Raw genomic sequence first — 15,168 nt, 5'->3', positions numbered from 1 at the left:
CAAGCACCATCAGGGCTTCAACAACAACACGTGCCTGTCGGCACATAGATGGAGCCCTGTCATGAAGAACGCTATCGCCTGGTTTGAGATCCCCACCACCCAACTGGACCGCGCCCAAGCCTTTTACGAAGCCGTGCTCGGCCAGGCCATGCGCCGTGAAAACATGGGGCCGAGCGAAGGCGCCGTCTTTCCGTACGACAACGCTGCCGACGGCGTGGGCGGCGCGCTGATGCAAGGCCCCACGGCCCCGCGCGTGTCGGACGGCGGCACGCTGGTGTACCTGGACGCATCGCCATCGCTCGACGCCGCCCTGGAGCGCGCCGTGGCAGAGGGCGGCCGCGTGGCCGTACCGCGCACGGCCCTGCCGCCAGGCATGGGGTTCTTTGCGCAGATCCACGACCTGGACGGCAACCGCGTGGGCCTGCACGCCGCGGAATAGGCTCCCCCCTGAGCCGCCTGGCGGCGTCTTCCCCCCGGAGGGGGGACGCACCCGGTGGACCGGCGAAGCCGGATCCACGGGTGCGCTGGTAGGCGCTGCGCTCGCATCGCAGGCCAGAGGCGGCTCGAAAGCCCATGCGACCGCCGCAACGATAACAACACCACACACCAAAAAAGGAGCGCGCCATGCAGCACGCACTGTGGGCAGATGCGCCCGTGATCACCGGCATCGCACGGCCATCGCGGCAGGCCGCTGAGCCGAACACCGAAAAGCAGCTGCACTCGCCCCGCAACTGGATCGCCGTGGCCAGTGCCGAGCATGCGCGCCGGGGCTGCGCCGTGCCCGGCGCGGGCTACATGCAGGTGTGCCACGGCAAGGTGGCGCCACTGCAGCGCGTGCAGGCGGGTGACCGGGTGGCCTACTACGCCTCCGCGCTGACGATGGGCGGGTCGGACCGGGTGCAGGCGTTCGTCTCCATCGGCACGGTGCTGCCGGGCGCGGCGTACGCGTTCGACATGGGCAGCGGCTTTGTGCCCTACCGCAAGGATGTGGCCTATGTGCCGGACGCCCTCGAGGCACCCATTCGCCCGCTGCTGGCGCAACTGGAGTTTGTGGAAGACCTCCAGCGCTGGGGCGCGAAGTTTCGCTTCGGGCTGTTTGCCATCAGCGACCACGATATGCGCGTGATTGCACTGGCGATGGGGGCGTCGGAGCAATTGCTACATTTTTGATAGCTGCTAGCGCCCGGCCATGGAGCGGTAGCGGCATTTTTTATCAGGTTCCAACGCCATCTAGCGCGACAGTGGGTTGAGCGCATCCACCGCGGCCTTGGCGGTGGGCAGGTCGCCGCCGAACTCTGCCTGGTAGGCGCGGATGGCCTGCCGACGCGTGGCCGGGTCCGCTGCCAGCGATTGCCATGTTGGCGCAGCGGGGCTTTGCACGGCGGTCGGCGCGTTCACCTCCTGCGCAGGGGCAGATCGAAGTTCCCAGCGGGGCACCACTGAAAACCGCAGCGGCGCTGCCTGCGCATCCGGCAGCCGCTCCAGTTCCTGCGCCAGTTGCTGTGGCGAGATCAGCGCCCACACGTCGCGCGGCCGCGCACGCGGCCCGTCCTGCACTGATTGCTGCTGCGGCGCTTGCCCGGCCATCGCCTGCAGGCGTTCAGCGCTGTCGGCAAGCATCAGCGCAGATGTGCACGCGACATCAAGGCGGGTTTGGGTAACGGCTTCTTCCAGCGAGAACTCGTCCATCTGGTGGCTGAGGTCGGCCATGGACTGCAGCAGCATCGCGGCAGCAAAGTCGTCGAAGCTGGCGTGCAGCACCATCGCCTCGTCATCGTCGTGGGGCACCAGGGCGACCGGCGCCACTGTGTGGGGTAGTGCATTAACGCCCAGGGTCAGGCAATACGCGTCGCCCGCGCCGTTCTGGGCGAAGGGGAGAAACCTGCGACCACCCTGCGCGGCTGCGTGCAGCCATTCCTGCGCCGCGTCTGCGCGCTCTTGCGCATCCATCCACTCGAAATCCTCGCAGCTGATGAAGGCCGGCGGCTGCGTCAGGCACAGCGTGCGCCACTGCCCAGGCCAGTCGGGGCCGTAGAAAGTGGCGCCAGCGGCAACCAAGGCGCGCAACAGGGCGGGTACTTCGATGCCCACCTGGGTGGCCAAGTCATCGAGCGCGTCGGCATTGGCGAAGGCCGCATCAGCTGCGACAGCTGCGGCAGGGTGTGGTGGAGTCGTTGGCACAGTCATGCGGCATCGTAGCCTTGCCCGGCCGGCCTGCAGACGTGTGGACATGCAGGTGCATGCGCCACTGACGCTATCTTTTTAATAGCGCCTGGCGCTGATTCAGCAAGCGCCAGGCCATGCAAAGCCGTACATCAAGGATGCGCAGGCCCCGCCCGTACGCGCGCCAGCGCCTCAGGCACATCGCTCCACGCGGGCCGGCCCGGCGCGTAGCGCTGGCGCATGTAGTGCGCCAGCTCGGTGACCTGCGCATCGCTGAGTGCGTGGCCGAACGCGGGCATGAAGCCGATGTCGCGCGCGGCGGGTTCGCGGATGCCGTGCACGATGACCTGCAGCAGGTTGTCGGGCCGGTCGCTGTGCAGGTTGCTGTTGAGCGCGAGCGGAATGTTCACGCCCAGCAGCTTCGGGCCGTCGCCGTCGTGGTGGCAGGCGGCGCAGGCGCCGTTGAACAGGCGCTGCGCCTGGCCGGGCTGGGGTGCGAGTGCGGCGGCCTGGGCCACGGCGGCGGTGGCGCGGGTCTGGGCTGCATCCGTGTTCGCGGCGACGGCCACATGGGCTGCAGCTGATCCGCTGGCTGAGTTGGCTGCGGTGGCTTTGGTCGTTGCCGGCTCGGTCACCGGCTGGAAGGACGCGAGATAGCTCGCCATGGCGCGGATGTCGCCGTCCGGCAGGTGCGCCAACTCGCGCACCACGGGCGCCATCGGGCCCGAGGCGCTGCCGTGCTGCGCGCTGTGGCCGTGGCGCAGGTAGCTGTAGAGCGACTCGGCGCTCCACGGCACAGGGGCCTTGGACAAGGCGGTGAGCGCGGGCGCTTCCCACCCATCCACCATCGCGCCCGACAGGAAGGCGGCACCACCCATTTCTGCACCCATCGCATTGCGCGGCGTGTGGCAGGCGCCGCAGTGGCCCACGCCCTGCACCAGGTAAGCGCCGCGGTTCCACTCGGGCGGGCGCGTGGAGTCGGGCTTGAACGGCGTGGCGTCGTGGAACAGCGCGTTCCAGCCGGCCATGAGCGGGCGCACGCTGAACGGAAAGGCCAGGTCGGTCTTGGGCACCTCCGCGCGCACCGCAGGCTGCGCCATCAGGTAGGCGTACAGCGCGGTGAGGTCGTCGTCGCCCATCTTCGCGAACGCGGTGTACGGGAACGCGGGGTACAGATGCTTGCCGTCGCGCGAGATGCCTTCGCGCATGGCGCGCTGGAACGCGCTGAACGACCACTGGCCGATGCCGGTCTCGGCGTCGGGTGTGAGGTTGGTGGTGTAGACGGTGCCGAACGGCGTCTCCATGCCGCGCCCGCCGGTGTTGGGCGTGCCGCCGGGCGCCGTGTGGCAGACCACGCAGTCGCCTGCAGCGGCCAGCAGGCGGCCGCGTTCGATGGTGGCGGCGTTGTACACCGCGGCCCCGCCCGCGGTCTGCACCACGGGCGCGATGGACGGGCGCCAGCCCAGCAGTGCGGCGCCCAGGGCGATCCCGCCAGCCAGCAGTGCGCCGCCGCGCGCCCACAGGCTGCGCCGGCGCGGCCAGGTGGCGGTGGCGGGCCCGGCAGGTGCCGGCAGCTCCAGCGTGGGCAGCACGTCGGCCGGCGGGGTGGGCGTGCCACCCTCGTCGCCGGGCCGCCCGCGGCCTGCGGCCTCGGCCGCCGCGGTGAGTGGGTTCAGCCCCGCACGCACGACCTCGGGCGTGAACGGCGGCGCCCGAAACCGCACGCCCGTGGCGTCGAAGATCGCGTTGGCAATGGCCGCCGTGCCGGGCACCGACGACGACTCGCCCGAGCCCAGCGGCGCCTCGTCCTGCCGGGGCATGTGCATGATCTCGATGACAGGCACTTCGCGAAAGCTCAGGATCGGGTAGCTGCCCCATTCGCGGTTGTCCACGGCCTGCTTCACGGGCTCGAACGTCACCTGCTCCTTGAGCGCGCGGCTGGTGGTCTGCAGCACATTGCCGTGCACCTGCTGCTCCACGCCCGCCGGGTTGACCATGAGGCCCGCGTCGTGCCCCACGACCACGCGGCGCACATGCACCTCGCCGGTCAGCTTGTTGACCTCGACATCGGCCACCCAGGCGGCCCAGGCCGCGCCGAAGCCGGGCCACTTGCTGTGGATGTAGCGGGCGTACGCAAAGCCCTGGCCCTGCACCCAGTCGCCATCGCTGCCACCGTCCAGCTCACGCTGCTGCGGGCCGGTACGGCGCACCCAGCCGGCCTTCTCGGCCGTGGCCTGCACCAGCTCGGCCGCGCGCGGGTCGTTCAGCAGCTGCAGGCGAAAGGCCACCGGGTCCACGCCGGCGGCGGTGGCCAGTTCGTCCACATACGATTCGTGCGCAAAGGAGTTGGGCAGCGCGGACACGCCCCGCAGCCACGATGCGCGCACGATGGGCGGCATGTCGTTGACCGCCACGCGCAGGTTGTCGTACTGATAAGGCGGGCGTGCGGTGCGGTCGCCCATCTCGTAGGCCTGGGCCACAGGCTCGATGGTGCGGGTGAGCAGCAGGGCCAGCGTGGGCGCGCCGTTGGACGGGTAAGAGGTCTCGAAGTCGTACGCTGCCACCGAGCCATCGGCGTTGAGCCCGCCACGCACCTGCATGAGCTGCGCGGTGCCCTTGGGCTCCCACAAATGCTCCTGCTCGCGCGTGAGCTGCACCCGCACCGGGGCGCCCACGGCGCGCGACAACAGCGCGGCGTCGGCCGCCACATCGTCGGCGCCGTTGCGGCCGTAGCAGCCTGCGGCCTCCATGCGGATGAGGTCGATGTCCACATCGCCCATGCCCATGAGGCGGGCCAGGTCGGCGCGCAGCACGTGCGGGTTCTGCGTGCCGGCCCAAACGGTCATGCGCGGGCGACCGGTGCCATCCTGCGCCCGCCACTCGGCCACCGCGCACGACGGGCCGATGGACGCGTGCATCTGGTAGGGCCACACGTAGGTGCGCGGCATGGGCTGGTCTGCCGCGGCCAGGGCCGCGTCCACATCGCCTTCCTCCACCAGGCGGCGCTGTGTGGCCGGGTTGGCGCGGATGGCCTGGGCGATGGCCTCGGGGCTGTCCTGGCGCGGAAAGCCGGGCCAGTCCTTCCAGTGCACGCGCAGCTCACGCAGGGCCTGCTCGGCCTGCTCCTCGCGCTCGGCGACGATGCCCACGAAGTCGCGGACCACCACCACCGCGCGGATGCCGGGGATGTGCGCGATGGACGCCTGGTCCACCGATTCGAGCGTGTTGCCGATAAAGTCGCCATGGTCGGCCCCCGCATACGGCGGGCGCACCACGCGGCCGTGCAGCATGCCGGGCACGCGCATGTCGTGCACAAAGACCAGCTCGCCGCTGACCTTGGCGGGGATGTCCACGCGCGGCACCGACTGGCCGACCACGCGGTAGTCGGCCGTGGGTTTGGTGGGTGTGGCGTCGGACAGCTCCAGCACCGTGTGCTGGCCCGCCAGCAGGTCGCCGTAGCGCAACTGCTGCGCGGAGTCGGCCGCCAGCTGCACCACGCCGCCCGACACCTGCAGCGCGTCCGCCGGCACGTTCAGGCGCGCTGCAGCGCGGGCCACCAGCCAGTGGCGCGCCTGCGCTGCGGCAAGGCGCAGCGGCTTGGCGTGGATCTGGATGGAGGCGCTTGCGATGGTGGCGCCCTGGTTGGGCGCGCGAGTGGTGTCGCCCAGCACCATGTTCACCCGGGCCAGGTCCACGTCGAGTTCTTCGGCCACGATTTGCGCCAGCGCGGTGCGGATGCCGGTGCCCAGGTCCACATGGCCGTTGAGCGCGGTCACGCTGCCGTCGTCCCACACGGCGATCAGTATTTCGACGCCCTCGGCCGGGTTGCCGGCCACCAGCGCGGGCTGGCCCTTGACCGGCGGCGGCGCGGGCGGCGGGTTGCGCACCACCAGCAGCACGCCGTCGGCCGCGTGGAAGTCGGCGCGGGTCAGCGGCGTGTGGGCGCGCAGCGGCGCAGTGCTGGCGAGCGGTGTGCTCATGCCCTGGCCTCCTGCATCAACACCGCCGCGCGCTGCACGGCGCGGATGATCTCCACATGCGTGCCGCAGCGGCACAGGTTGGCCGACAGCTCGCGGCGGATGGCGGCCTCGTCGGGATGGGGGTTTCGCTCCAGCAGCGCCACGGCCATCATGACCATGCCGTTCAGGCAGTAGCCGCACTGCGCGGCCTGCTCGTCGATGAAGGCCTGCTGCACCGGGTGGCGCCCCGCCGCAGTGCCGCAGCGCGCGGGCAGGCCCTCCAGCGTGGTCACCTCACGCCCTGCCACGCCCTGCGCCGGAATCACGCAGGCCCGCGCGGCCACGCCGTCCACCAGCACCGTGCACGCCCCGCACTGCCCCAGCCCGCAGCCGTACTTGGGGCCGTTGAGCGCCAGGTCGTTGCGCAGCACGTGCAGCAGCGTGGCGCTGCCGGACGTGGCCGCAGGCAGGGGGCAGGGCTGGCCGTTGACAACAGCGACTAACTGCATTTGCTGGATGGTTGTTTACTTCGGACGAAAGACACGGTTGCTGCGTCAGCGACGTACGACACTGACGCAGCCCAAGTCAGGGGCCGCCGCGGAAGGGCCGCCCCGCCCCGCTGGCGGCGTCCCCCTTCCCGCATTGCGCAGCAATGCGAGAGAAGGGGGAAGGCGCGAAGCGCCACAGGGGGTTGCACCATATCCTTAGCGCTTGAGCGCTCCGGTGCGCGTGTACATCTCCAGGTCCACGAAGTTCGAGCCGTTGTGGTTGGTGGGGCCGTACTGCAGCGGAAAATCGCCGATCTTGGTCGTGCCCATGTCTTCCAGCGCCTTGATGAAACCGTCGCGCGTGAGGTTGCGGCCCGCGCGCTTGAGGCCTTCCACGAACACGCGCGCGGCGATGTAGCCCTCGAGCATGGTGTAGCTGTCGATCTTCTCGCCCGCGTCGGTGCGGTCCTTGCGGTAGTCCACCACGATGGGCATGCGGCTGGCCTGCGGCGACGGCACGATGCTCGCCGTGACCAGGCCTTCGATGCCGCCGTTCAGGCGCTGCGCCGAGCCCGGCGCATCGGTGATGCCCACCGAGATGGTGTACAGCGGCGACGCGGCACCCGCCGCGCGGTAGTCGCGCAGGAAGACCTCCACCATCTTGCCGGCCATGATCATCACCACCGCGCCGGGCTGGGCCTTGGTGAGCGTGGCGACCTGCGCCTTGGCGTCGGTGGCGGCGATCTCCATGGGCACGGATTCGACCACCTTGACCTTCAGGCCCTGCGCGATCTGCAGGCAGGTGTCGAGGTTGGACTTGCCGAACGCGCTGTTCTGGTAGATGACGGCGATGTTGGTGATGCCCAGCGTGGCCAGGTGGCCCACGATCTTGCGCAGCTCGGTCTCGTAGCTGGCGCGCACGTGGAACAGATAGCGGTTGTGCGTGGTGCGGAACGACGTGGTGCCCACCAGCGGCGCGAACATGGGCACGCCCGCCTTCTCGGCCAGCGGCATCGCGGCGATGAGGTTGCCCGTGGCCACGTAGCCGATCAGCGCGAAGACCTTGTCCTCGTCGATCAGCTTGGCGGTGTTCTCGGCCGTCTTCTTGGGGTCGTAGGCGTCGTCGTGCGACACCAGCTCCAGCGTGCGGCCCTGCACGCCGCCACTCTTGTTGACCTTGTCGAAGACCAGCGCGATGCCGGCCTTGTAGTCCACCCCGAAATCCTTGGCAGGCCCGGTGAACACGGCCGACTGCCCCACCTTGATGCGGGAGTCCGTCACTCCGGTCTCGGCGGCGGCCGGCCCCGCCCCTGCCAGAGCAGCGGCGGCCAGGCTTGTGAGCACCACCCGGCGGTCGATGCGCCCTTCCTCCATCCCACGAAACTTCATGAAACGCTCCTTACATCAAAGGCGCAATCTTCCCTTTAACTGGAGGGGCTTTGCAACACTTTCTGCGGTGTGTTGTGAATCCGTCAAACGCCTGGCGCCGCGGCGCCGGCGCTGCGGGCGGTCACGCGATGTCGATGTCGCTGGACTGAATGCGCTTGACGCCTTTGGCGGCCATGTTCTTCCACGCGGCGGCGAGCGAGCCGTTGAGGTCGATGGCGCGGCAGGCATCCTCGACCACGTACGTCTCAAAGCCCAGGCGCCTGGCATCGAGCGCCGTCCAGGCCACGCAGAAGTCGGTGGCCAGGCCGGTGACGAACACCGCCCGGATGCCGCGCTGCTTCAGGTACCCCGCCAGGCCCGTGGATGTCTTGCGGTCCGCCTCTTCGAACGCCGAATAGCTGTCCACGTGCTGGTGGAAGCCCTTGCGCAAGATCACCTGCGCCTGCGGCACTTTGAGGTCCTTGTGCAGCGCTGCGTCGTCGGTGCCCTGCACGCAGTGGTCGGGCCACAGCACCTGCGGGCCGTAGCTGAGCTTGGCGGTTTCAAACGGCTTCTTGCCCGCATGGCTGCTGGCAAACGAGGCGTGGCCCTGGGTGTGCCAGTCCTGCGTCACCACCACGTTCTCGAAGGCGGTGGCGATGCGGTTGATGACCGGCACCACCTCGTCGCCCTGGGCCACCGGCAGGGTTCCACCCGGCACGAAGCAGTTCTGCACATCCACCACGATGAGCGCTGCGCGCTCGCCGGGTTTGATCTTGCCCGCCGCCCACGCGGTGGGAAGGCAGACGCCGGCCACGGTGAACGCGGCCGATTGGAGAAGAAGGCGACGACGCGGTGCAGTTGGCATGGTGAACACTCCGGTTGGGAACGCACTGACACATCGGCGGCGGCCCGGTGGGGCCACCGCCGGGGATTCGCTTCACACGCTGAGGTAGGCCCGCCGGACTTCCTCGTTCGCCGCCAGTTCGGCCATCGTGGCCTGGTAGCGGATCTGGCCCTTCTCCAGCACATAGGCGCGGTCGGAGACCAGCTCGGCAAAATGCATGTTCTGCTCGGACAGCAGGATGCTCACGCCCTGCCCCTTGAGCTCCAGGATCATCTGCGCCATCTGCTCCACGATGACGGGCGCCACGCCCTCGGAGGGCTCGTCGAGCAGCACCAGGTACGGGTTGCCCATGAGCGTGCGGGCCACGGTCAGCATCTGCTGCTCGCCGCCGCTCATGCGCCCGCCCGGGCGCTGGGGCATCTCGCCCAGGTTGGGGAAGAGCTTGAACAAGGCCTCGGGCGTCCACAGCGGGGCGGCCGTGCCGTCGGGCCACTGGCGGGCCGGCTGGCGGCCTACCTCCAGGTTCTCCATCACCGTGAGGTCGGTGAACACGCGGCGGTCTTCGGGCACGAAGCCCAGGCCCAGGCGGGCCGCGTCGTGCGGGTCGCTTTTGGACAGGTCCTTGCCCATGAACTGGATGCTGCCCTTGCGCTTGGCGAGCATGCCCATCAGCGTCTTGAGCGTGGTGGACTTGCCCGCGCCGTTGCGGCCCATCAGCGCCACGACCTCGCCGCGGCGCACTTCCAGGTCGACGTCGTAGAGGATCTGCGCGGCGCCGTACCAGGCCTGCAGGCCCTGGGCTTTCAGGAGAACTTCGTTCGTTGCGCTGCTCGTCATGGTCATGCCGTCTCCGCCGCCGGGGCCGCTGCGGCCGATGCTGCTGTTTTCTTCTCGAAGGTCTTGCCGGTGCCGAAGTAGACCTCCTGCACCTTGGGGTGGTCGCGCAGCTCCAGCGGCTTGCCTTCGGCGATGAGGCGCCCGCGCGCCAGCACGATCATGCGGTCGGCATACGCGAACACCACATCCATGCTGTGCTCGGTGAACAGCACGGCCATGCCGCGGTCGATCACGAGCTGCTTGGTCAGCGCCATCAGTTCGTTGCGCTCCTTGGGCGCCATGCCGGCGGTGGGCTCGTCCATGAGCAACAGCTTCGGGCTGTTGGCCATGGCGATGGCCAGCTCCACGCGCTTGACGTCGCCATAGGCCAGCACGCTGCAGGGGCGGTCGGCCTGGGACTTCATGCCCACCTGGTCGAGCAGCGCCAGCGCCTCGTCGCGCTTGTGGTCCGCGGCCTTGCGCCACATCGAGAACAGGCGGCTGTCGCTGGAGATCAGCGCCATCTGCACGTTCTCCACCACGGTGAGCGAGGCGAAGGTCTCGGCGATCTGGAAGGTGCGGCCCACGCCCATGCGCCAGATGTCGCGGGGCTTGCGGCCCACCAGCTCCTGCCCGTCGAGCTGTATGGAGCCCACGTCGGCCGGCAGCTGGCCGTTGACCATGTTGAAGGTGGTGGACTTGCCGGCGCCGTTGGGGCCGATGAGCGCCAGCAGCTCGCCCGCGGCCAGCTCGAAGTGGATGCCATCCACCGCCTTGACGCCGCCGAACGACTTGCCCAGGCCCGTGACTTTGAGCAGGCTCATGCTTGGCCCTCCTTCATGTTCTTGGCTTCGCGCCGGTTGTCGAAGACCTGCTTGATGGCGCCTGCGATGCCCTGCGGGAAGAGCAGCACCAGGATGAGGATGATGGCGCCCAGCATGGCGCGCCAGTAGTCGGTGTTGCGCGCCACGGTGTCGTGCAGCCAGGTGAAGGTGACCGCGCCCACCACGGGGCCGGCCAGCGTCTGGATGCCGCCGAGCAGCACCATCACCAGGCCGTCGACCGAGCGGCCCACGTGCAGCGTCTCGGGCGAGATACTGCCCTTGGAGAACGCGAACAGCGCGCCGCCCAGGCCCGCGAACAGCCCGGCGATGACGAAGGCCGTCCACTGCATGCGCTTGACGTCGATGCCGATGGCATCGGCGCGCAGCACCGAGTCGCGCCCCGCCCGCAGCGCGTAGCCGAACGGCGAGTACAGGATGCGCCGCAGCAGCAGCACGCCGCCCACGACCAGCGCCAGCGTGAGGTAGTAGTAGTTGCGCTTGTCCGACAGCCAGGCCGCGGGCCACACGCCGGTGAGGCCGTTGCTGCCGCCGGTGAAGCCGTCCCACTGGTAGCAGATGGCCCAGGTGATCTGCGCGAAGGCCAGCGTGAGCATGGCCAGGTACACGCCCGACAGCCGCACGCAGAACCAGCCGTACAGCAGCGCACCGGCGGCCGCCGCGAGCGGCGCCACCACCAGGGCCAGCTCCATCGGAATGCCGGCCGAGCGCACCAGCAGCGCTGCCGCGTAGGCCCCGAGGCCAAAGTACGCCGCATGGCCGAACGAATGCATGCCCGCCGGCCCCATGATGAAGTGCAGGCTGGCCGCGAACAGCGCGGCGATCAACAGGTCGATGAACAGCACGGTGAGGTAGGGCGAGCCGGCCGTGAGCATCGGCAACAGCACCAGCACGGCCAGCAGCGCCATGCCGCCGATCTTGAACCAGCGGTCTGGCGCACGCAGCGGCGCCTCGGGCAGGCCGGTGTTGCGGCTGGCGGCCTGCGGGCGGCCCATGAGGCCCCAGGGGCGCACCACCAGCACCACGGCCATCACGAGGAATTCGACCACCAGCGTGAGCTTGGAGAACGAGACGCTGTAGCCGAAGATTTCGACCACACCGAGCCAGATACACACGGCCTTGATTTCTGCAATGAGCAGCGCCGCGACATACGCCCCCGGAATGGAGCCCATGCCGCCCACCACCACCACCACGAAGGCGGCGCCGATGGTGTTGAGGTCCATCTCCAGCGTGGCCGGCTCGCGCGGCAGCTGCAGTGCGCCGCCCAGGCCCGCCAGCAGCGCGCCCAGCGCGAAAACCGCCGTGAACAGCCAGGCCTGGTTCACGCCCAGCGCGCTGACCATCTCGCGGTCCTGCGTGGCAGCGCGCACCAGCGTGCCCCACCGGGTGCGGGTGAGCAGCAGCCACAACAGGCCCAGCACCACCGGGCCCACGACGATGAGGAACAGGTCGTACGACGGGAACTGGCGGCCCAGGATGTCCACCGACCCCGACAGGCCCGGCGCGCGCGGGCCGAGCAGTTCTTCAGGGCCCCAGATCCACAGCGCCGCATCCTTGATGACCAGCACCAGCGCGAAAGTGGCCAGGAGCTGGAAGAGCTCGGGCGCCTTGTAGATGCGGCGCAGCAGCACCACCTCGACCACCGCGCCGAGCGCGCCCACCACCACGGCAGACAGCAGCAGCGCAGGCCAGAACGCGAGGCCCGTGCCCAGCTTGGCCACCATGGAATAGGCCACGTAGATGCCCACCATGAAGAACGAGCCGTGCGCAAAGTTCACGATGCGCGTGACGCCGAAGATCAGCGAGAGCCCGGCGCCCACGAGGAACAGCGAGGACGCGCCCGCCAATCCGTTGAGCAGCTGAACGATAAAACTCGAAAAACTCATTCCAGATCCTTCGGGGTCACGGCAAAGTTCATCCCTGCAGGTCGGTGCCTGCGGTGTGGGTGAGGCAAACGCGCAGCGCCATCCCAAGCCGTTCGGGCTGAGCTTGTCGAAGCCCTTCGCAGCGCTTCGACAAGCTCAGCGTGAACGGTGGTGCAGCTTTTTACAGATCACACTGGCAGGGAGATGGCGATCGCAGGCGCCCGCGCGGGGCCGCCTGTTGAACGCGCACTCAGTCTGCCGCGCGCAGCTTCTTGACTTCTTCGTTGGTCGGCTGCACCTTGGCGCCGTCCACATAGCGGTAATCCACCATCACGCCCTTGCCGCCTTCGTTCTTGGTGCGGCCCACGTAGCTGCCCATCGTGGACTGGTTGTCTTCGGCGCGGTAGGTGGCGCGACCGAACGGTGTGGTCACCTGCAGGCCCTTGAACGCGACGATGAGTTTTTCGGTGTCGGTCGACCCGGCCTTCTTGATGCCTTCAGCCAGCGACTTGATCGCGCTGTAGCCCACGACGGAGCCCAGGCGCGGGTAGTCGTTGAACTTGCCCTGGTAGGCCGTCATGAAGGCCTTGTGCTCAGGGGTCTGGATGCCGTACCAGGGGTAGCCGGTGACGATCCAGCCGTTGGGGGCCTCGTCCTTGAGCGGGTCCATGTACTCGGGCTCGCCGGTCAGCAGGCTGACCACTTCGCGGTCCTTGAACAGGCCACGGGTGTTGCCTTCGCGCACGAACTTGGACAGGTCGGCACCGAACAGCACGTTGAAGATCGCGTCGGGCTTGGCATCGGCCAGGGCCTGCACCACGCTGCCCGAATCGACCTTGCCCAGCGGCGGCGCCTGCTCGACGACGAACTCCACATCAGGCTGCGCGGCCTTGAGCAGTTGCTTGAAGGTGGCCACGGCCGACTGGCCGTATTCGTAGTTGGGGTACACCAGCGCCCAGCGCTTTTTCTTCAGGGCCGCCGCGTCCGGCACCATCATCGCCACCTGCATGTAGGTGGACGCACGCAGGCGGTAGGTGTAGCGGTTGCCGTTTTGCCAGACGATCTTGTCGGTCAGCGGCTCGCTGGCCAGGAAGAAGAACTTCTTTTGCTTGGCGAAGTCGGTCAGCGCCAGGCCGATGTGCGACAGGAAGGAGCCGGTGAGTACGTCCACCTTCTCGCGGGACACCAGCTCTTCGGCCACGCGCACGGCATCGCCCGGGTTGGCGTTGTCGTCGCGGATCACCAGCTGCACCTTCTTGCCCAGCAGGCCGCCCGATGCGTTGATCTCGTCCACCGCCAGCTCCATGCCCTTCTTGTAGGGCTCCAGGAAAGCGGGCTGCGCCTTGTAGCTGTTGATCTCACCAATCTTGATGACATCCTGTGCGTGCACAGGGGCCAGCGTGATGGCCAGCGCGGCTGCGGCCGTGGCACGCATGAGGTTTTGTCGCATCGTCATGGGAACACTCCTGGAAAAGGTAGGGTGGGTGTGGGAGATGGTCGGGAACGGGGGAGATGGTAGTGCGGTACGGCGCATTCAGCGCAGGCCGTCCACGCCCTGGATGTCGGAGACCTGCAGGCCACCGATGCGGGGCAGCGGGCGGCCACTGTCGGTGACGACGATGGCGACCACGATCTCGTTGGCGCGGGGCGCATCGGCCACGCGGGCCTCCATGGCGTCGAAGTGGCTGCGCACGTAGGCGGCATCCTTGTGGCCCAGGGGCACATCGATGGCGGTGCCCAGGCCGCCGATCTTCTTGCTGGACGGCACGAGGGCGGCCCCCTTTTCGACCGCCACGCGCAGCGGCGCGCCGAGCTTGGGGTGCAGGATGGCGGCGGCGTGTTCCAGCTCGCCGGCCTCGCCCACGATGGCGGCCTTGCCGTAGCTGTGCGCCTGGCCGGGCTCGATGCCCAGGGCCAACACGCAGCGCTGGCCGAGCAGCGCGCCCAGCTCTTCGCCGATGGCCGTGAGCTCGTCGAGGTTCTCGGCGTAGCGGCCGGCGAACGGGTTCTCGATGACGGCCATGGCCAGGGCCTTGCGCACGGGCGGCTGCACGTCGCGCCCCATCTCCACACGCACTTCGTCGGTCTGCACGATGATTTTTCGGATCTTGGCGGGCATGTCTTGTACTCCTGGATTCTTGTGTTGCTGCGGTCTTGTTGTGGTGCGGGACCCTAGCGCAGGCCGTTCCACTGGCTGATGTCCTGCGCCTTGAGTCCGCCCACGCGGGCATGCACGCGCGGGCCGGTGGTCATGGCCAGGATGAAGACGATCTCGTCGGCCAGCGGCGCACCGGGCACGCGCACCTCCATGGCATCGAAGTGGCTGCGCACGTAGCTGGCGTTGATGTGCGTGAGCGGCACGTCGAGCGCAGCACCCGGGCCGCCCACCTTCTTGGTGGAAGGCACGATGGACAGCGCGTTGGCGGGCTGCCCCGTCTTCTCTTCGGCCTGGCCCTTGGCGTAGGCGTTGCGGTCGCCCTTCCAGCCCAGCAGTTCGCGCATGGCGTAGCCGCCCGGCACATGCCACAGCGCGCCGTGCTCCAGCTCGCCGGCCGCGCCCACGATGGAGCCCTTGCCGTAGGTCTCGATGCGCTCGGCGGGCACGCCCATGGCCTTGAGCAGCCGCTGCGCCATGTCCAGGCCCACGTCCTGCAGCGCCTCCATCATGGGCAGGATGTCGGCCTCGTAGCGGCCGGCATAGGGGTTGGTCAGCACCGCGCCGATGGCACCCCGCAGCAGCGGCACATCGGCCACGGGACCGAACTCGTGCCGGATTTCCTCGAGGTGGGTGAAAACGCGTCGTATCTGGATCATGGGGTG

13 protein-coding genes are annotated in these 15,168 nt (G+C 68.8%); 2 read left to right on the top strand and 11 right to left on the bottom strand.

Going from position 1 to position 15,168, the window contains the following annotated elements:
* Positions 1–61 precede the first annotated feature (61 nt).
* Together ACSQ3N_RS01245 and ACSQ3N_RS01240 are read left to right on the top strand one after the other, a co-directional pair.
* A complete protein-coding gene (locus ACSQ3N_RS01245) occupies positions 62–439 on the top strand; it encodes a VOC family protein (RefSeq protein WP_056163242.1) in 378 nt (125 codons plus the stop codon).
* Between the two features lie 185 nt (positions 440–624).
* Positions 625–1,170, top strand: coding sequence for an EVE domain-containing protein (locus ACSQ3N_RS01240; RefSeq protein ID WP_082516739.1), 546 nt, complete (start codon positions 625–627; stop codon positions 1,168–1,170).
* Between the two features lie 60 nt (positions 1,171–1,230).
* On the opposite strand, the gene ACSQ3N_RS01235 is transcribed toward ACSQ3N_RS01240, so the two are convergent.
* The 11 genes from ACSQ3N_RS01235 to ACSQ3N_RS01185 all read right to left on the bottom strand — a co-directional run bounded on the left by ACSQ3N_RS01235 (position 1,231) and on the right by ACSQ3N_RS01185 (position 15,162).
* On the bottom strand, positions 1,231–2,187 hold the full coding sequence (locus ACSQ3N_RS01235; protein ID WP_436145393.1) for an SMI1/KNR4 family protein: 957 nt from the start codon (positions 2,185–2,187) through the stop codon (positions 1,231–1,233).
* Between the two features lie 128 nt (positions 2,188–2,315).
* Positions 2,316–6,143, bottom strand: coding sequence for a molybdopterin cofactor-binding domain-containing protein (locus ACSQ3N_RS01230; protein WP_436145392.1), 3,828 nt, complete (start codon positions 6,141–6,143; stop codon positions 2,316–2,318).
* Positions 6,140–6,631, bottom strand: coding sequence for a (2Fe-2S)-binding protein (locus ACSQ3N_RS01225; RefSeq protein WP_056163234.1), 492 nt, complete (start codon positions 6,629–6,631; stop codon positions 6,140–6,142). The genes ACSQ3N_RS01230 and ACSQ3N_RS01225 overlap by 4 nt, the downstream gene beginning before the upstream one ends.
* Positions 6,632–6,826: 195 nt before the next feature.
* Positions 6,827–7,999 (bottom strand): ABC transporter substrate-binding protein, encoded by a 1,173-nt coding sequence (locus ACSQ3N_RS01220; RefSeq protein WP_436127364.1) that lies wholly within the window; start codon positions 7,997–7,999, stop codon positions 6,827–6,829.
* A 121-nt stretch (positions 8,000–8,120) separates the two neighbouring features.
* Positions 8,121–8,846, bottom strand: coding sequence for a bifunctional nicotinamidase/pyrazinamidase (gene pncA, locus ACSQ3N_RS01215; RefSeq protein WP_056411548.1), 726 nt, complete (start codon positions 8,844–8,846; stop codon positions 8,121–8,123).
* Between the two features lie 72 nt (positions 8,847–8,918).
* Positions 8,919–9,662 carry an ABC transporter ATP-binding protein gene (locus ACSQ3N_RS01210; RefSeq protein ID WP_396504320.1) on the bottom strand — a complete coding sequence of 248 codons (744 nt, stop codon included), beginning with the start codon at positions 9,660–9,662 and terminating at the stop codon, positions 8,919–8,921.
* A 2-nt stretch (positions 9,663–9,664) separates the two neighbouring features.
* The gene (locus ACSQ3N_RS01205) at positions 9,665–10,465 is read right to left on the bottom strand and encodes an ABC transporter ATP-binding protein (RefSeq protein WP_056410348.1); all 801 of its coding nucleotides are present in this window, start codon (positions 10,463–10,465) and stop codon (positions 9,665–9,667) included.
* On the bottom strand, positions 10,462–12,369 hold the full coding sequence (locus tag ACSQ3N_RS01200; RefSeq protein ID WP_056163228.1) for an ABC transporter permease: 1,908 nt from the start codon (positions 12,367–12,369) through the stop codon (positions 10,462–10,464). Before ACSQ3N_RS01200 ends, ACSQ3N_RS01205 begins: the two co-directional genes overlap by 4 nt.
* Positions 12,370–12,598: 229 nt before the next feature.
* Entirely contained in the window at positions 12,599–13,804 is a 1,206-nt protein-coding gene (locus ACSQ3N_RS01195) for an ABC transporter substrate-binding protein (protein ID WP_436145391.1), read from the bottom strand.
* Between the two features lie 78 nt (positions 13,805–13,882).
* Positions 13,883–14,467 carry an amino acid synthesis family protein gene (locus ACSQ3N_RS01190; protein ID WP_056163222.1) on the bottom strand — a complete coding sequence of 195 codons (585 nt, stop codon included), beginning with the start codon at positions 14,465–14,467 and terminating at the stop codon, positions 13,883–13,885.
* Between the two features lie 53 nt (positions 14,468–14,520).
* Entirely contained in the window at positions 14,521–15,162 is a 642-nt protein-coding gene (locus ACSQ3N_RS01185) for an amino acid synthesis family protein (protein ID WP_436145390.1), read from the bottom strand.
* Between the last annotated feature and the right edge of the window lie 6 nt (positions 15,163–15,168).

Source organism: Acidovorax sp. LjRoot194, from assembly GCF_964253015.1.
In the GTDB taxonomy this organism is placed as follows: domain Bacteria; phylum Pseudomonadota; class Gammaproteobacteria; order Burkholderiales; family Burkholderiaceae_C; genus Acidovorax.
The sequence above is the reverse complement of the archived record's forward strand: the minus strand, read 5'-3'. Positions and strand labels throughout refer to the sequence as shown.